A 16,482-nucleotide genomic window follows, 5' to 3' on the forward strand; every position below is an offset into this window, starting at 1 on the left:
GTTGTTGTGTTGATATTTTTTGTGAACCCTTCTTAAAACATCTGATGCAAGCGTGCACATTGTTGTAATGAGAATGTTTGCCAATATTGTTTTAGCCTTGGCATTACCCTTTACTAATAATCTCGGTCTCAGGAAGCCTGGGCGCTGTCCAAGGGAACTGCCTGGCGTAGTTCGCTGCGAAATCGGTAATGGTGTTAGCGTGCTGGCGGGTCATATCAATATCATCCCAACCGTTCAGCAGCTTGGTGCGCCAAACGGTGCTAATTGAAAAACTGACCTCTACTGCAGCGACACGAATTAATTGCTTCTCCAAATCAACGTAAATGGCCGCCGGTGTATCACCAAGGGCTGCTAGCAAACGCTCGGCGTCATCCTCTTCCACCACTGCGGGCAATAAGCCGTTATTGACGGCGTTAGACGCAAAAATGTCGCCAAAGCTTGGCGCCACCACGCAGCGAAAGCCGTAATCGACCAGTGCATAGACTGCCGCTTCCCGCGATGACCCCGCGCCAAAGTTGCGGCGACTGACCATCACTTCAGCGTCGGCAGCATTAGGGCGATGAAGAATAAACTCGGCGTCCGGTGTGCCCTGCTCGTTGTGGCGAACGTCATAAAGTAAAAACTGACCGTAGCCGACGCTGCGCGGCTCTTTCATAAAGCGCGCGGGAATCAACTGATCGGTATCCACGTTAGCCGCGGCAAGGGCAACGCCAAGGGTGTCTAGTACGGTAATAGGTTGCATTAGCGAGTTCCTGAAGCCTGAACGGATGAATCAACGCCCGCTGTTAACGTACGCACATCGGTTAGCCGCCCACTCACCGCCGCGGCGGCCACCATAGCGGGTGACATCAGATGAGTGCGTGCCCCCGGCCCTTGGCGGCCCTTGAAGTTGCGATTGGTCGTCGAAGCGCAGCGCTCGCCGCTGGCCACTAAATCACCGTTCATGCCTACGCACATGGAGCAGCCGGAGTGTCGCCACTCAAGCCCTGCGTCGATAAAGATACGGTCTAATCCTTCAGCTTCGGCCTGGGTTTTCACCAGCGTTGAGCCGGGCGAGACCATGCCGGGCACACGACTTTTTTGCCCTACCAGCACGGCGGCAGCGGCCCGTAAATCTTCAATACGCGCATTGGTACAAGAACCGATAAAGACCCGATCAATGTTGATATCGGTGAGCTTTTGGCCCGCCGTTAAGCCCATATAGGCCAAGCTCTCCCGAGCCTGGCGCGCTTTCGCGGGATCGCTCAGTTGCTCTGGGTCGGGCACAGCGCGATCAATCGGCAGTGCCTCTTCAGGCGAGACGCCCCAGGTCACCGTGGGAGCGATTTCGTCCGCATGCAGCGTCACTTCAAGATCAAAACGGGCGCCTGGATCGCTGTAGAGCGTGGCCCAGTAGGCGCAGGCTTGTTTGAAAGCTTCCCCTTGCGGAATCCAGGGACGGTCACGCAGATAGTCGAAGGTGGTTTGGTCTGGGGCAATCATGCCGCAGCGACCGCCGCCCTCAATGGAGAGATTACACAGCGTAAGCCGCGCTTCCATGGAGAGCGAGCGGATCGCCTCACCAGCGTACTCAATGGCATAGCCGCGGGCACCGTCGGCGCCCAGGCGCGCAATCCAGGTCAGCGCAATATCTTTAGCGGTGATGCCCTCGGCCAATTGGCCTTCCACCGTAATCCTCATCACCTTGGGCTTGCTCTGCCATAGGGTTTGCGTGGCCAGCACGTGGGCCACTTCCGAGGCACCAATACCAAAGGCAATGCTGCCAAAGGCGCCGTGGGTGGCGGTGTGGCTATCGCCGCAGACCATCACCATGCCGGGCTGAGTGAGTCCCTGTTCGGGCCCCAGCACATGCACAATACCCTGGCGGGGGTCATCAAGACCAAACAGCGCCACCCCATGCTGCTGGGTATTGCGGGAGAGCTGCTCGATCATTGAGCGCACTTTGGGATCGGCAACACCTACCAGGTCGCGGGTCAGCGTTGGTACGTAGTGGTCAGCAATACCAAAGGTTAAATCGGACCGGGCAACGGGCAACTGGCGTTCAGCCAGCTTATTGAACGCATGGAAGGAGCCTTCATGGACAAAGTGGCGGTCAATCCACAGCAGGCTCTGACCGCTTTCACTACGGTGAACCTCGTGGGCGCGCCAAACTTTGTCAAACAGCGTTGTTGGGGTACTCATGGTCGTCGCTCGTTGCCTCGGCCTTCGTTAGACTTATCGTTCTTACCCAATACAACTAGCGCAATTCCACAACACAGGTCAAATGTATTTTTTATAATTTTAAATCTGTATTAAATTTAATACATTAAAAAACAGCCTAATGACGCTATTCAGCCTTCCCGCCGGTAGGCATTCCGCCCACCTTCGGTTCCCAGTAGCGGGAGTCATCATCGCCGTTTCGCTCTAGATCTATCTGGAAGCGATAGCGATCAGGGCGGTAGAGCGCATCCAAATGTTCGACACCTCGGCCCTGCTCATCAAATACCACGCGGGTCAGTGAAATCAGCGGGGAACCCACGGCCACATCCAGCGCTTCCGCCACTTCGTGGCTAGCCAGAGTGGCGGAAATCGATTGGGAGGCGTGATCAACTTTCACGCCGCTGCGCTCCAGCAGCACAAATAGCGGTGTATTGGCTAAATCCATCTCGTTGTAGTGCAGGGCAATCGATTCAGGCACATGGGTTACCAAATGGGAAAACGGCTTGTCGTCGACCATACGCACCCGCACCGAGCGCTGCACCTTCCCACTCGGCCCCATGCCTAACCGCTCGCGAATCATTTCCGGTGGCAGCACATAGGCAAACTCCAACAGCCGCACCTGAGAAGCCTGGCTCATCTTGACCATATTGGGCATGAGGTTTGAGACGCTGGCGGTCATCACCGTGGCATCCAGCGGCTGCTCCAGCACCACCGTGCCCACGCCTGCTTTACGCTCTACCATGCCCGTCGCTTGCAGCGCTTCCATGGCACGCCGAACGGTGACTCGCGACACCCCATGCTGCTCCGCCAGTTTATTTTCGCCGGGCAATTTACTGCCCGCAGGCAGCCGCCCGCTCAAGATTGCATCTTTCAGTAACAGGTAAATACGGTGGGATTTGGTGCCGCCCACCGCAGAGGATTGTGCCTCACTCATCCACGCCTCTCCTCAGGATGTTGTTCAAAAAATTCATGTCAGGCTTGACGTAGGGATAATAATAGACATAAAAATGTATTACATATAATACATATCGACAGCTAATCAATAACACAATCACTGCCACTTGAAGGCCATTATCACAGAACCAGCGCTGTTTCGTATCGCTAACGATGTGGCCTCACGTGAGCAGCTAGTTGCAAGAGAGTCGAAATGCCTAACGCAGAGATGACTGACTCAGAAAGCCACGATGTAAAGCAGGTGCGCGCTTTTCTAAGTGCCATGGAAGCCCGCGACCTGGCCAGTGCAGAGCGCTATCTGGCGGCTAACGTGGTAATGCAGTTCCCTGGCGCTCCGCCTATGCAGCAATTAAGCGAAGTCGTTGAGTGGGCAAAAACCCGCTACCGCCGGGTGAGCAAAATCCTTTACGCCATCGATCTCTGCCGCTATCCAAACTGTGACACTTCCACTACCCACAGCGTAGTGGTTTGCCATGGCGAGCTGGCAGTGGAGTGGTTGGATGGCAGCACCTCCACCGGCGTGCGCTTTATTGACCGTTTTGAATTAACCGATGGCTTGATTACCCGCCAGGACGTTTGGAATGACTTGGCGCTAGTCGTTAGACCAAGCAGCTACCGCTAACGCCTACCCTACCTTTCGCTTACCTTACAATGACGAGATAGCTATGACACGCCAACAGCACGCTACAGACCAGCCCGCCCAACTTAAACAGCAGTTGCAAGACAGCTCCATTGTGGTTGCTCCTGGCGTGTTTGACGCCCTAGGCGCCTCCCTGGCCGAGCAAGCTGGCTTCGACACGGTCTACCTTTCAGGCGCCAGCCTGGCCTATACCCAATTGGGGCGGCCGGATATTGGCCTGCTCAGCATTACCGAAATTTGCACTGCCATGTCGCATATTCGTGAGCGCACCCACTTATCCGTGGTCGTGGATTGCGACACCGGCTTTGGCAACGCCATGAATGTGATGCGCAGCGTGCGCCTGTTGGAACGCGCTGGCGCCAATGCTATTCAGTTGGAAGATCAAACCTATCCGAAGCGCTGCGGCCACCTGCGCGGTAAAACGCTGGTCTCCAAAAGCGAAATGGTCGGCAAATTGCATGCTGCACTGGACGCCCGAGAAAGCGACAGCACGCTTATTATTGGCCGTACCGATGCGCTGGGCGTGGAAGGCACCGACAGCGCCATTGAGCGCGCCCAGGCCTATTATGAAGCGGGCGTGGATATGCTGTTTATCGAAGGCATTCGTAGCGACGAAGATATCAGCAAGATCATGACCCAGTTCAAAGGCAAGGTGCCGATTATGGCCAATATGGTCGAAGGCGGCGACACACCGCTGCAGAACGCCCAGGCACTTGAAGACCTTGGCTTCTCGCTGGTGATTTTCCCCGGCGCACTGGTGCGGGCGATTACCCATATGGCCAGCCGTTTCTTTGCCACGCTAAAACAGGACGGTACCACCGATGCCTTCCGCGACCAGATGCTCGATTTCAAACAGCTTAACGACTATTTAGGCACCCAGGCGATGCTGGAGCTTGGCGAGCAGTACGACAATCGCTAGCCCTCGCTCACCAAACCATGCCCATTATTTATAAGTGCGAATAAATAACTATTCAGGAGACGACGATGCAGACCACTGACAAAACGGCGAAAGAGATTTTTAACGATGTCATGGCTAACCCTCAGCGGGTGCCGTTTGGTTTTGGCAACAAAGCGGTGCTGGTTAACGTCGATCCGCAAAAGGCCTACACCCGCACCGATCTCTTCAAAACCGCCTACGAAACCGACCCCAAGCAGTTGGAGTACACCAACCAGCTGGCACGCGGTTTTCGGGAGAAAGGTTGGCCGGTGGTCTGGACTCACGTCGCTTTTCTAGACTCCGCCGAAGACGCAGGGGTTTGGGGCACTCGCACCGATACGCCTGATTCGCTGCAAAACATTAAGTACGGCTCTGAGCGGGCCGAATTCGACGAGCGCTGCGAGATCGACCGCAGCCGCGATGTGATCTACACCAAGCGTATGCCCTCAGCGTTTTTTGAAACGCCGCTGCAGTCGCTGCTGGTGTGGCATCAGGTCGACACGGTGATTATTACCGGCGGTTCTACCTCTGGCTGCATTCGAGCCACCGCCGTGGAGAGCCTTTCCCGGGGCTACCGCACCATCGTGCCCATGGAGTGCGTGGCAGACAAGCACGAGAGCTACCACTACGCCAACCTGACCGACCTGCACCTCAAGTACGCCGATGTTCTGCCGGTTGCCGATGTACTCGAATGGCTGAGTGGCAACGCCTAAGGCCTACCAAGTTTCAAAGGAGCCGGTTATGAAAGAGTCACTAGGCGTTTACGACTACTGGGCCTACGACCAACGCCCTAAAATCGAGTGGCCAGGAGGCGCCAAGGTGGCCTTCTGGGTCGCCCCCAATATCGAGTATTACGAACTCGACCCGCCGCTGAACCCCCAGCGCAACCCTTGGCCGCATCCGCACCCTTCGGTGCCCGGCTACAGCATTCGGGACTACGGCAACCGGGTTGGCCACCAGCGTCAAATGGCCCTGCTGGAGAAGTACGGCATTCGCGGCTCGGTGTCGCTGTCGGTGGCGCTCTGCGAGCACCACCCTGAGATTATCCAGATGTGCCGCGAGCGTGACTGGGAGTTCTTTAGCCACGGCATCTACAACACACGCTACACCTACGGCCTGAGCGAAGCCCAGGAGCGGGCGATGATCCGCGACAGCATGGAAACCATTCACCGCCATACCGGCCAAGCTTGCGCGGGCTATCTGGCGCCTGCGCTCTCCCACTCAGAGCGCACCCTGGATCTATTTGCTGAAGTGGGCGAAGAGCTATTCGGCGAGAAAGGCGGGCTTTATACCTGCGACCTGTTCCACGATGACCAGCCGACGCCGATCAGCGTTCGCTCCGGTAAGCGGTTTATCTCCATGCCCTACTCGCTGGAGATGAACGACACCATTGTCTACGCAGTGAACAAAGTAGAGCCACGCCAGTACGCCACCATGCTAAAGCGCCATTTTGACCGCCTATATGCCGAGGGCGCGGAGTCTGGCACGGTGATGTGCATTCCCACCCACAACTATCAGGTGAGCTGCCCACACCGTATCAAGGCGTTTGAAGAGGCGCTGGAGTACATCACCGGCCATCCGGATGTATGGGTCGCCACCGGGCGCGAGATTGCTGATTACTACTTAGCCAACTATTACGATGCCGCCCTCGACAGTATCGCGGCCCAGGCCGCCACCGCAGGCAAACAGGGATAACGCTATGGCGCTCAATGACGACTATCTCGACTACCCTTACCGCCGCCACGGCTACGACCATGAGCGCTATGCATGGTCGATGCTGAGTGAACGCCCGAAGGTGACCTGGCCCGAGGGCAAAACCCTGGCGGTATGGATCAATATCTCGCTGCAGTTTTATCCGCTGAACCAGCGCGGCATGCCGTTTAAAGTGCCTAACGGCATGACCATGCCTTACCCGGACCTGCGCCACTTTTCGCTGCGAGATTACGGTAACCGCGTGGGCATCTATCGCGTGCTCAAAGCGCTGGCCACGCACGACATCACGCCCACCTTTGCGATCAACGCACAGCTGGCGGAGCAGACGCCCTATCTGGTGCAGCGCTTGAAAGAGCATGGTGGTGAATTTATCGCCCACGGCTGGAACATGGATCACCTGCATTACGGCGGCCAGCCCATCGAAGAGGAGGCCGAACTGGTCAAGTGCTCCGTGGAGACCCTGCGCCGCGTCACCGGCCAACCCGTTCGCGGCTGGCTAAGCCCGGCCAAGCATCAAAGCTTCAACACCCCTGACCTGCTGGCAGAAAACGGCATTGAGTACTGCGCCGACTGGGTGAATGACGATATGCCTTATGCTTGTGAAACCAAGACAGGCAATTTGACCATGATGCCGCTGGCCACCGAGATCGAAGACCAGTTTGTGATGAGCCAGAACCTGCACTCGGAAGATGCCTGGGTGACCCAGGTGAAAGACGCTTTCGATTTTCTGTTGGAAGAGTCTCGCGAGCAGGGCGGTCGTTTATTCGCCTTAAACCTCCACCCTTGGCTGGTGGGCCAGCCCCATCGCATTGCCTGCTTAGAAGAAGTGCTGGCCCATATTAACGGGCATCCGGAAGTGTGGCAGGCCCCGGCGGGTGAGATTCTGGATGCCTTCCACCATGCTGCGGAGCAGGCGTAATGGCGATACTTCCCTACACACACGACGGATTTGATGCCCACCTTCCGCTGCTGATTATCGGCGCAGGGGCCTGCGGCCTGGTCGCGGCGCTGGCCGCCCAGGAATCGGGCATTGAGCTTGCTGTTTTAGAGCGCGACGCCCTGCCCCGCGGCAGTACGGCGATGTCATCGGGCTTTATTCCCGCGGCCAATACGCGCTTTCAGCATGATTTGGGCGTCACTGACTCTGCTGAAGCCATGGCGGAAGATATTCAAAAGAAGAACGGTTTTGAGGCAGACCCAGCTATTGTCGAACTACTCGCTACTCAATCAGGCCAAACCATCGAGTGGCTGGCGGATCAGCACAGCGTGCCCTTTGAACTGGTGGAGGGCTTTCTCTACCCTGGGCACCGCCACCTGCGCATGCACGCTACTCCAAGGCGAACCGGCGAAGAGCTGATGGGCGCGCTGCTCAACGCTATTGAGGCGGCGGGTATCGATATTTTGACCCAGGCGCGAGTGGTGGATTTACACGTCGATGACGCTCAGCGGGTGCGTGGCGTCACGCTTGAGCGCCCGGACGGCAGTCGCGAAAGCATCGGCTGCGATGCGTTGATTCTGGCCTGCAACGGCTATGGCGGTAACGCTGAGCTGGTTGAGCGCTACCTGCCCACGCTCAAACACGCGCTCTACTACGGCCATGAAGGCAATCAAGGTGATGCACTGCTGTGGGGTCAGGCCATGGGCGCCAGCACCAAAGACTTGGGCGCCTGCCAGGGGCATGGCTCGCTGGCGACGCCCCATCAGATTTTGATCAGTTGGGCGCTGATGATGCAAGGCGGCATTCAGGTCAACATCAACGGCGAGCGCTTCTCCAACGAGCACGGCGGCTACTCAGAGCAAGCGGCCAAGGTATTGGCCCAGCCGGAGAAAATTGTCTGGAATCTTTATGACGCCCGTATTCATGAATCGGCTCAGGCGTTTGAAGATTATCGTAATGCCCAGGAGAGCGGCGCGGTGCGCAGCTTTGCCAGCCTTGAAAAGATGGCCGCTGGTTTGAACCTGCCGCTAACAGCGCTGCAGGCCACCTTTGCGGAGATGCAGCAGCATGCCGAACAGCAAACGGAGGATGCGTTTGGACGCCGTTTTGACTCAGTGAACCTACTCGAGCCACCCTATTACGCCATTCGCGTGACCGGTGCGCTGTTTCATACCCAGGGCGGTTTAGAAGTGAATCGCACTGCACGCGTGCTCAATACCCAAGGCCAAGCGCTACCCAACCTGTTCGCCGCAGGCGGCGCTGCCCGGGGTGTTTCAGGCTCCAACGATAGCGGCTATCTTTCTGGCAATGGGCTGCTGAGTGCTGTGGTGCTGGGGGCTGTAGCGGGCAGAAGTGCCGCTGAGCTGCTTCATTTGAAGCTCGGTTCAGCAGTATTGCCCTAGGGCTACTCGCTACAGCATTGCCTCCGCCCATTGGCGCACTTCAGGATAGGAGCGCTGCTCAAAGATCGCGAAGCCATTAAGGCTGCGGGCTTTGAGTGGGGTGAAGATCGGCATGGTAAAGCCGCACAGGAAGTGCGCCAGCCGCTGTGCATTGGGTAGCTGACCAAACTGGTCGGTGTGACGCTCAATCAGCGGCGTTGCGTTGCGCTGAAAATCAGCCGCCGTTAATTCGGGTTGTGGAGGTGCATCCGGTAGTTTTACCGGGTGGCCGTAACACACCGAGCAGTGACCACAGCGCCCCTGCTCGGTGTCGGATGGCGTATCAAAAGTGCTATCGCCAAAATGCTCGGCCAGGCGTCGTGTTAGGCAGCTCTCCGACTCAAACAGCGCCAGCATGGCCTGAAGCCGCTCGATCTCGATATGTTCACGCTTGAGGCAGTCTTCATACAGCTGGCTCGCCAGCGTTTCAATGGCAAAACTGGGCTGACATACCTCGTAAACATCGGTCATCCGCTTGCCTTCCAGGGTCAGCCAGCCTTTATCTTGAAAGTACTCAAGGGCGGTAATGACGCGAGCACGGGAAGCGTCAATCTGCTGCGCCTGCCCCGCCTGATGTAGGCGCTCAAAATCCACCGTACCCCAGGTGCGGGCGATGAGAATATTATCGACTAAAAGTCGCACAAACGCCGCCCTCTCGCCTTCAAATCCATTTACCAATTCACTAGGCTCAAGATGGTAGCGCAGCCGATACTCGGCGAGAAACGCAAAGCGCGGGGCAATAATGCCGTGCATCTCCAGCCGTACCAGCAGTGTTTTCAGCGGCAGCGGGCGGATATTGGTATCCCGGGAAAGCGTATTGAGTAGCACCTCCCACTGTTGGTCTGCCGATTGGCCTGCCGCAGCAATCTCTTCCAACAGGCGGTAGATGCCCGCGTATTCGGGTGTATCGCCGTAAACGAAGTTCTCCAGCACCCGCAGGCCATCCCGCCCGGCCATGGTCAGGCAGGTGGAAGACAGGCCATCACGCCCCGCCCGACCAATCTCCTGGCTGTAGTTCTCGATGGATTTGGGTAGGTCATAGTGCACCACGTTGCGAATATCGCCCTTGTCGATGCCCATGCCAAAAGCAATGGTGGCCACAATACAGGGCGATTCCCCGCCCATAAACTGGCGCTGAATTTCATCCCGCCGCTGGGAATCTAGTCCCGCGTGGTACGCCTGGGCGGTAATGCCCTGGGCTGTCAGTGCGTTCGCCACTCGTTCGGCGGTTTGTTGCAGGGTGACGTAAATAATCGTTGGCGCTTCGCTGCCCGGCTGCATCTGGGGTTTAAGCCACTCAATCAACTGCTGCTGACGATCCTCCATAGCGGGTGCCACCAGCAGTTCGAGATTGGGGCGGTAAAAGCCGGTGGTGATGACGTTCTCTGGCGCGATAGCAAACTTCTCGCCCATATCGGCAATCACCGTGGGTGTCGCAGTGGCGGTAAGCAGCAGCACCTGGGGAATGGCAAAATCGCGCTGGTAATCCGGCAGCTTCAAATAATCAGGGCGAAAGTTATGCCCCCACTCTGAAAGACAATGTGCTTCATCGACCACCAGCAGCGAGATCTTCACTTGGCGCAGAAAGTGGCGAAAGCGCTCGTTCTTGAGCCGCTCCACCGAGATCATCAGGATTTTCAGCTCACCGCTTTTGGCGCGCTCCATGACATCGCGCGTCGTTTCGCGGTCTTGAGTGGAATCAATGCTAGCGGCAGCCACGCCATGGCGGTTTAGAAAAGAGAGCTGATCCTGCATCAGCGCCAGCAGCGGCGACACCACCAGGGTGAGATGCGGCAGATGCAACGCTGGGAGCTGGTAGCAAAGCGACTTTCCCGCACCGGTGGCGAAAATCGCCGCCGTGGAGTGGCCATCCAACACCCTGGACACCACCGCCTGCTGGCCGCCACGAAAGTCGTCAAAACCGAATACGTCTTTCAGCGTTTGCTGGGGTGATATAGGGGGCATGAATACTCCTTGATAGCGGAATTCCGACTTAAAACACTTTCTCCAGCGCAAAGCGCGGCTGGGTGAGACCTTCTTTAGTCACCGTTTCAACAAACATGTCGAGCGGGCGCACCCAGAGGCCGTATTCACCGTAAAGGGCGCGGTAGACGACCAGGGGCTCTTCGCTTTCGCTGTGCTGAGCAGTGCCGAGTACTTCGTAGAGGCTGCCTTTGTAGTGGCGGTAAATGCCGGGAACGGGCGCGGTCATTCGGTTTCCTCTTAAGTGGCGTTTGCGGCAGTTGGCTGATTGGCTTTTTTGGCCAAGCGTTCCAGCACTTTTGAGGCGGCGACGAAACCAAAGGTGCCGGTCAGAAATGTGGCGGCGCCAAAGCCAGAGGCGCAGTCCAAGCGCGTGGCGTCGCCACTGCCGGGCTTTTGCAGGCAGACTTCACCGTCGGCGCCGGGATAGATTAACTGCTCGTCGGAGTAGACGCACTCCACCGAGAAGCGCCGCTTGGGGTTGCGGGAGAAGCCGTAATCCCGACGCAGCCGCGAGCGCACCTTGGATAGCAGCGGGTCGTGCTCGGTACGGGTGAGATCCGCAACTTGAATACGCGTGGGATCGGTTTGCCCACCGGCCGCACCGGTCACCGTGATGGGAATTTTGCGTCGTTTGCACCAAGCAATCAGCGCAGCTTTGGCAATCACACTGTCGATGGCATCCACCACGTGGTCAGCGTCATCAGGAATCCGCTCAGCCAAGTTGGTGGGTGTGACGAAGGCGGTGTCGGCCACAATCTCGATTTCTGGAGCAATCAAGCGGCAGCGTTCGGCAAGCACTTCCACCTTGGGCTGACCAATGGTGCCATCCAGGGCGTGGAGCTGACGGTTGACGTTGGAGACACAGACGTCGTCCAGATCAATCAGCGTCAGCTTGCCAATGCCCGAACGTGCAAGTGCCTCCACCGCCCAACTTCCTACCCCGCCGACGCCTACCACCACCACATGGGCATGACGAAACGTCTCGGCTGCACGCTGGCCATAAAGACGGCGAATGCCGCCAAAGCGAAACTCATAGTCACTTGATGAGTCGGCAGTGGCAGCCGATGACGAGGTCAATGACACAGTTGAGGACATAGCAGACTCACTTATAGCGCTTGGAGGGCTGAGGGCGTTTTCTGAGGCGGGGTACGCACGCTGTCCATCGGCAAATGCACTGCCCAGCCAAGCTGATTAAACAGCGCAATCATGGTTTCATCCAAAGCGCAGCTCAACTGCACGCGCTTGTCTAACAGCGGATGGTCAAAGGCCAAATAGGTCGCCGCCAGCAGTAAACGCGGCGCCCCCATCTGCTCGGCAAAAAAACGGTTGTGGACACTTTTACCGTGCTTGGCATCGCCAATAATCGGATAGCCCCGCCGGGAGAGGTGGCGGCGAATCTGGTGGCGCCGCCCGGTCAGCGGCCGCGCCTCCACCAATGAGTAACGCGCCACCGGGTAGCGGTCGACCTGTACTGGCAGCTCCACGCTATCCAGGCGGCGAATATCGGTCATCGCGGGCATGGCGGGCATCTCCGCCTTAGGCCGCGTACCGTCTTCTTCCCGCAGTGGGTAATCCAATCGTTCACTTTCTGGCGCTTTACCGCGCACCACCGCCAAATAGCGCTTTTCTACGTGACGTTCGCTAAAGGCTTCGCTGAGCAACCCGGCAACCGCTGAAGAGAGCGCAAACACGATCACTCCAGAAGTAGGACGATCCAGCCGATGAACTGGGTATACCCGTTTACCAAGCTGGTCACGCAAACGCTGGAGTAGAAATTCAGTTTCGCCACGGGCCAGCGCCGAGCGGTGCACGAGAAGCCCTGATGGCTTGTGCACTGCAACTAGATGCTCATCCTGATAGAGGATGTTAAGTGGCGTCATAACGCTCCCGAGTAAAAGCTGGCAACAAAAAAGATCGATCACAATGGCAACAGGTCGCTATTGTCGCGGCTAGACAGGGAGATGTCATCCAAGCAATGCTGCATCACTTCCCCATGTTTACTCAGAAGGCGCATGAATATCCGTCAATAGCTGTGGATTTGGTAAAAACGGCAGCTTCCCACCCGGGATGTGCTCGTTAATAAACGCCAAAAAAGCCTGGGTAGCACTCGGCAAGGTGCGATTGGCGAGGGTCTGGACTTCGATAAAGCGGGAATCCATGCCCTGGTCACGAATAGGAATCGCGACGACACGCTGTTGATAAATGCGGTAACGAACGGAGATCTCACCGGCAAGCGCTACCCCGCCTCCCAACATAGCGAAGTTAATCAATGCCTCGGTGTAATCGCTGCTAAAAATGGATTCAAACGCCAGATTTTGGCGACTACAGCAAATATCAAACAGCTGCCGCAGGGTCGTTTCTGGCGAGGGCAGCGCCAGTGGATAGCGCTGTAGCTGCGCTAACGTTAGGTGTTTTTTTGTGGCTAGCTCATGGCCAGGTGAAACCAGCGCCATAATTGGCGCGGGTTGTCTAAGCGCGACGCTAATATCTGCTTCGGGCTTTAGGCTGAAGGTAATACCGATGTCTGCATTGCCCTCCCTGACATGCCGGGTCGCCTGGGCAGGTGGCCCCACCATCAAATGAAAATGAATACCGCTATAGCGCTTGCGAAAAGCGGCGATGGCCGCCGGTAAAAAATCCACGGCAAAGCCTTCTGAACTAGCCAAGCGCACCTTGCCCCGCTGCAATCCACGCAGCGCCAGAATTTCACTGCCAATACGGTCGGCTTCCAGCTGCATATGGCGTGCGTGCACCGCCAACAGTTCGCCTGCCGCGCTCGGCACCATGCCCCGGGCACGGCGTTCAAACAGCAGCGTATCCAACTCACTTTCCAGCCGGGCAATCTGACGACTGATCGCCGAAGGCGCCACGTTTAGCTTCCCCGAAGCCTCACTGATGGAGCCGCAGCGCACGACTTCTAAAAAATAGCGTAACGCGGTTTCTTGTAGCACCCGTGAATTCATAAAGGCTCCCTTCGCCATCATCATTGCCGAAATGGCAATGATAAATTCTAAACATTGCACTGGCGGCATGACTAATCAATAGCTTAGTTTTAACTCAGAGGGCAACTCATCCAACACAATAAAAAGCCCCGCTGGTACGCCAAACGCTCATAACCTTTCTTAGTAAAAAATAACGAGGTATGACATGCATCCACAACGCAAACTCGCTCGGGCTGTTTCCGCTTGGGCTGCTTCAATTACGTTACTCGGCTTCGCCACGTCGGCAGTGGCGGGCAAGGCCAACGACACGCTGGTCTATGCTTCTGACAGCGAACCTGAGAACGTTAGTCCCTACCATAACAACCTGCGCGAAGGGGTGATTCTCGCCCATTTGGCCTGGGACACGCTGATTTACCGCAACCCACAAACCAATGAGTACGAGCCCCGTTTGGCGACAGAGTGGGAGTGGGTCGATGACTCGACCTTGGATCTTGTGCTTCGCGAGGGCGTGACCTTTCATAACGGCGAGACCTTCGACGCCGACGATGTGGTTTTCACCTTCAACTATGCGGTGTCACCGGAGTCGCGGGTGGTAACACGCCAGAATGTCGACTGGATCGAAAGCGTTGAGAAACTGGATGATTACCAGGTTCGCATTCATCTCAAGGAGCCTTTCCCAGCGGCCCTTGAGTATCTTTCAGGCCCGATGCCGATTTATCCCGATGAGTATTTCCAGGAAGTCGGTATCGAGGGCTTTAGCCGCGAGCCCGTCGGCACCGGCCCTTACCGGATTACCAATGTCCGCCCGGGGGATGGCGTCAGCCTGACGCGCTTTGATGACTATTTTACCGATAGCCCCATTGGTCAGCCGGAGATTGGCAATATCGAGTTCAAGGCGATTGCCGATGCGGACTCACGTATGGCGCAATTGATGTCGGGGCAAGTGGATTGGATTTGGCGCGTACCGTCGGATCAAGCTGAATCATTAGGCGGTATGCCCCAACTTAGCGTATTGGGCGGCGAAACCATGCGCGTCGGCTATATCGGCCTGGACTCCGCGACCCGAGAAGATTCGCCGTTACATGATATTCGCGTGCGCCAAGCCATTAACCACGCCATGAACCGGGAAGGCCTCGCTAAAGATCTAGTACGCGGCGGCAGCCAGGCCCTCTACGCCCCCTGCTTTCCCACCCAGTTCGGCTGTGAAACACAAGACGTCATCGAGTATGAGTACGACCCTGAAAAAGCCCGTGAGCTCCTCGCCGAAGCGGGTTACGCCGATGGCTTTGATATCGACCTTCACGCCTACCGGGAACGCGACTACGCTGAAGCGATGATTGGCGATCTACGCGCCGTAGGCATCAATGCCAACCTGCGCTTTATGACCTCCCCCGCACTACTTGAGCTTCAGCGTAACGGCCAAACCGATATGTCGTTTAAAGCCTGGGGCTCATTCTCTATTAACGATGTATCGGCCTTCGTGAGCGTCTACTTCACAGGCGGTATTGACGATCTCTGGCAGGACAGCCAAGTGCAAGAGTGGCTTCAGACCGCCGACACCTCGGTAGATCCTGATGTGCGCTCAGAGCACTACCAAAAAGCGTTCGCCCGCATCTCCGAGCAAGCGTACTGGGCGCCGCTGTTCTCCTACTCCACCTATTACGCCCACACCGCTGATCTCGACTTCACCGCCTACCCGGACGAACTCCCCCGTTTCTACGAGGCGAGCTGGAAGTAACGGCGTGTGATCGACGTAATGGCAGCCGTGGCAATCTCGCCACGGCTCGCTTTCCGCAGCGAGGGAGTGATGCTTTATGTGGGCATTTGTTTTCAAGCGCACGCTGATAGCCCTTAGCGTCGCGTTCACCATTTCGGTGCTCTGTTTTAGTCTGCTGCAGCTCTCAGGGGACTTGGCGCTCTCCATTGGCGGCCCCGAGGCCACCGCTGAACAGGTGGAGCAAATCCGCGTTGAGTACGGCCTGGATCGCCCGGTGCTTGAGCAATTTACCACGTGGCTATGGGGGGCGGTTCAGCTCGATTTTGGGCGCTCCTACTACTATCAGAGCGAGGTCATGGATCTGGTGGTCGAGCGCCTACCGGTAACGATGACCCTAGGGATATTAGCGTTGGCAATTGCACTAGGCGTGTCTATACCCCTCGGCGTCGTAGCTGCCCTCAAGCGGGGCAGTTGGATAGACCGCATGGCCATGGCGATTGCGGTGACTGGCCAGGCCATGCCCAATTTCTGGTTTGGCTTAACGCTGATCATTGTGTTTGCCGTCAAGTTGCAGTGGTTTCCTGCGGCGGGTAGCGATAGCTGGCAAGGCTTTGTACTGCCCGCCGTAGCGCTGGGCTATTACGCCACCCCCGCCATGATGCGGCTAACCCGCAGCGGCATGCTGGAAGTCCTAGAGGCTGACTACATTCGCACCGCCCGGGCCAAGGGGCTGCACACCGGCACGGTGATTTTCAAACACGCGCTACGCAATGCGGTGATTCCGGTGGTGGCGCTGGCCGCCGTGGAGCTGGGATTTATGCTCGGCGGTTCGGTGGTCATCGAGACCGTCTTTTCGCTGCGCGGGCTAGGGCAACTGGCCTGGAACGCGATTTCACGCAATGACTATCCGGTGGTTCAAGCCATCGTGTTGATCATTGCGCTGTTTTATATCGTGCTGACGCTGCTTGCCGACATTCTCAACGCAGTTTTAGACCCACGCCTACGCGCGCGCTAA

Annotated in this window: 16 protein-coding genes; 8 read left to right on the forward strand and 8 right to left on the reverse strand. The window is 57.1% G+C overall.

The genetic code is table 11. The annotated features are described in order from the left end of the window. Window positions 1-103: 103 nt before the first annotated feature. The 3 genes from leuD to JI62_RS00975 form a co-directional block, all read right to left on the reverse strand. Window positions 104-742, reverse strand: coding sequence for a 3-isopropylmalate dehydratase small subunit (gene leuD / locus JI62_RS00965; RefSeq protein ID WP_088698370.1), 639 nt, complete (start codon window positions 740-742; stop codon window positions 104-106). Further along, entirely contained in the window at window positions 742-2,181 is a 1,440-nt protein-coding gene (gene leuC / locus JI62_RS00970; RefSeq protein WP_088698371.1) for a 3-isopropylmalate dehydratase large subunit, read from the reverse strand. Before leuC ends, leuD begins: the two co-directional genes overlap by 1 nt. Before the next feature lie 145 nt (window positions 2,182-2,326). Beyond that, a complete protein-coding gene (locus JI62_RS00975; protein WP_088698372.1) occupies window positions 2,327-3,133 on the reverse strand; it encodes a GntR family transcriptional regulator in 807 nt (268 codons plus the stop codon). Between the two features lie 213 nt (window positions 3,134-3,346). Between JI62_RS00975 and JI62_RS00980 the strand changes: the two genes are divergently transcribed. The 6 genes from JI62_RS00980 (at window position 3,347) to JI62_RS01005 (ending at window position 8,783) form a co-directional block, all read left to right on the forward strand. After that, window positions 3,347-3,775, forward strand: coding sequence for a nuclear transport factor 2 family protein (locus JI62_RS00980; RefSeq protein WP_240513091.1), 429 nt, complete (start codon window positions 3,347-3,349; stop codon window positions 3,773-3,775). 43 nt (window positions 3,776-3,818) lie between these two features. Beyond that, a complete protein-coding gene (locus JI62_RS00985) occupies window positions 3,819-4,712 on the forward strand; it encodes an isocitrate lyase/PEP mutase family protein (protein WP_088698373.1) in 894 nt (297 codons plus the stop codon). A 65-nt stretch (window positions 4,713-4,777) separates the two neighbouring features. Beyond that, window positions 4,778-5,443, forward strand: coding sequence for an isochorismatase family protein (locus JI62_RS00990; RefSeq protein ID WP_088698374.1), 666 nt, complete (start codon window positions 4,778-4,780; stop codon window positions 5,441-5,443). A gap of 28 nt (window positions 5,444-5,471) precedes the next feature. Further along, window positions 5,472-6,425: a polysaccharide deacetylase family protein gene (locus JI62_RS00995; protein ID WP_088698375.1), complete on the forward strand. Its 954-nt coding sequence runs from the start codon at window positions 5,472-5,474 to the stop codon at window positions 6,423-6,425. Window positions 6,426-6,429: 4 nt separating this feature from the next. Further along, window positions 6,430-7,362, forward strand: a complete 933-nt coding sequence (locus tag JI62_RS01000) for a polysaccharide deacetylase family protein (RefSeq protein ID WP_088698376.1) — start codon at window positions 6,430-6,432, stop codon at window positions 7,360-7,362. Continuing rightward, window positions 7,362-8,783, forward strand: a complete 1,422-nt coding sequence (locus JI62_RS01005) for an FAD-dependent oxidoreductase (protein WP_088698377.1) — start codon at window positions 7,362-7,364, stop codon at window positions 8,781-8,783. The genes JI62_RS01000 and JI62_RS01005 overlap by 1 nt, the downstream gene beginning before the upstream one ends. 9 nt (window positions 8,784-8,792) lie before the next feature. On the opposite strand, the gene JI62_RS01010 is transcribed toward JI62_RS01005, so the two are convergent. The 5 genes from JI62_RS01010 to JI62_RS01030 form a co-directional block, all read right to left on the reverse strand. Continuing rightward, a complete protein-coding gene (locus JI62_RS01010; RefSeq protein ID WP_088698378.1) occupies window positions 8,793-10,787 on the reverse strand; it encodes a RecQ family ATP-dependent DNA helicase in 1,995 nt (664 codons plus the stop codon). Between the two features lie 28 nt (window positions 10,788-10,815). Beyond that, a complete protein-coding gene (locus JI62_RS01015) occupies window positions 10,816-11,034 on the reverse strand; it encodes a DUF1653 domain-containing protein (protein ID WP_088698379.1) in 219 nt (72 codons plus the stop codon). A gap of 11 nt (window positions 11,035-11,045) precedes the next feature. After that, window positions 11,046-11,903 (reverse strand): tRNA cyclic N6-threonylcarbamoyladenosine(37) synthase TcdA, encoded by an 858-nt coding sequence (tcdA, locus tag JI62_RS01020; protein ID WP_088698380.1) that lies wholly within the window; start codon window positions 11,901-11,903, stop codon window positions 11,046-11,048. A gap of 11 nt (window positions 11,904-11,914) precedes the next feature. Then, window positions 11,915-12,688, reverse strand: a complete 774-nt coding sequence (locus JI62_RS01025) for a pseudouridine synthase (protein WP_088698381.1) — start codon at window positions 12,686-12,688, stop codon at window positions 11,915-11,917. Between the two features lie 117 nt (window positions 12,689-12,805). Then, complete coding sequence (locus JI62_RS01030) at window positions 12,806-13,771, reverse strand: LysR family transcriptional regulator (RefSeq protein ID WP_088698406.1); 966 nt, start codon at window positions 13,769-13,771, stop codon at window positions 12,806-12,808. Between the two features lie 184 nt (window positions 13,772-13,955). Between JI62_RS01030 and JI62_RS01035 the strand changes: the two genes are divergently transcribed. Both JI62_RS01035 and JI62_RS01040 read left to right on the forward strand, forming a co-directional pair. Further along, window positions 13,956-15,488, forward strand: a complete 1,533-nt coding sequence (locus JI62_RS01035) for an ABC transporter substrate-binding protein (protein ID WP_240513092.1) — start codon at window positions 13,956-13,958, stop codon at window positions 15,486-15,488. A gap of 76 nt (window positions 15,489-15,564) precedes the next feature. Beyond that, window positions 15,565-16,482 carry an ABC transporter permease gene (locus JI62_RS01040; protein WP_088698382.1) on the forward strand — a complete coding sequence of 306 codons (918 nt, stop codon included), beginning with the start codon at window positions 15,565-15,567 and terminating at the stop codon, window positions 16,480-16,482.

The sequence above is a fragment of the Halomonas campaniensis genome (assembly GCF_002211105.1).
Taxonomy (GTDB): domain Bacteria; phylum Pseudomonadota; class Gammaproteobacteria; order Pseudomonadales; family Halomonadaceae; genus Vreelandella; species Vreelandella campaniensis_A.

Bases quoted from the DNA above. Each gene is read 5' to 3' on its own strand.
- JI62_RS00985 (WP_088698373.1), top strand. From the start codon at position 3,819: ATGACACGCCAACAGCACGCTACAGACCAGCCCGCCCAACTTAAACAG.
- tcdA (WP_088698380.1), bottom strand. From the start codon at position 11,903: ATGTCCTCAACTGTGTCATTGACCTCGTCATCGGCTGCCACTGCCGAC.
- JI62_RS00980 (WP_240513091.1), top strand. From the start codon at position 3,347: ATGCCTAACGCAGAGATGACTGACTCAGAAAGCCACGATGTAAAGCAG.
- JI62_RS01030 (WP_088698406.1), bottom strand. From the start codon at position 13,771: ATGAATTCACGGGTGCTACAAGAAACCGCGTTACGCTATTTTTTAGAA.
- JI62_RS00975 (WP_088698372.1), bottom strand. From the start codon at position 3,133: ATGAGTGAGGCACAATCCTCTGCGGTGGGCGGCACCAAATCCCACCGT.
- JI62_RS00990 (WP_088698374.1), top strand. From the start codon at position 4,778: ATGCAGACCACTGACAAAACGGCGAAAGAGATTTTTAACGATGTCATG.
- leuD (WP_088698370.1), bottom strand. From the start codon at position 742: ATGCAACCTATTACCGTACTAGACACCCTTGGCGTTGCCCTTGCCGCG.
- JI62_RS01040 (WP_088698382.1), top strand. From the start codon at position 15,565: ATGTGGGCATTTGTTTTCAAGCGCACGCTGATAGCCCTTAGCGTCGCG.
- JI62_RS01035 (WP_240513092.1), top strand. From the start codon at position 13,956: ATGCATCCACAACGCAAACTCGCTCGGGCTGTTTCCGCTTGGGCTGCT.
- JI62_RS01000 (WP_088698376.1), top strand. From the start codon at position 6,430: ATGGCGCTCAATGACGACTATCTCGACTACCCTTACCGCCGCCACGGC.
- JI62_RS00995 (WP_088698375.1), top strand. From the start codon at position 5,472: ATGAAAGAGTCACTAGGCGTTTACGACTACTGGGCCTACGACCAACGC.
- JI62_RS01005 (WP_088698377.1), top strand. From the start codon at position 7,362: ATGGCGATACTTCCCTACACACACGACGGATTTGATGCCCACCTTCCG.
- JI62_RS01025 (WP_088698381.1), bottom strand. From the start codon at position 12,688: ATGACGCCACTTAACATCCTCTATCAGGATGAGCATCTAGTTGCAGTG.
- JI62_RS01010 (WP_088698378.1), bottom strand. From the start codon at position 10,787: ATGCCCCCTATATCACCCCAGCAAACGCTGAAAGACGTATTCGGTTTT.
- leuC (WP_088698371.1), bottom strand. From the start codon at position 2,181: ATGAGTACCCCAACAACGCTGTTTGACAAAGTTTGGCGCGCCCACGAG.
- JI62_RS01015 (WP_088698379.1), bottom strand. From the start codon at position 11,034: ATGACCGCGCCCGTTCCCGGCATTTACCGCCACTACAAAGGCAGCCTC.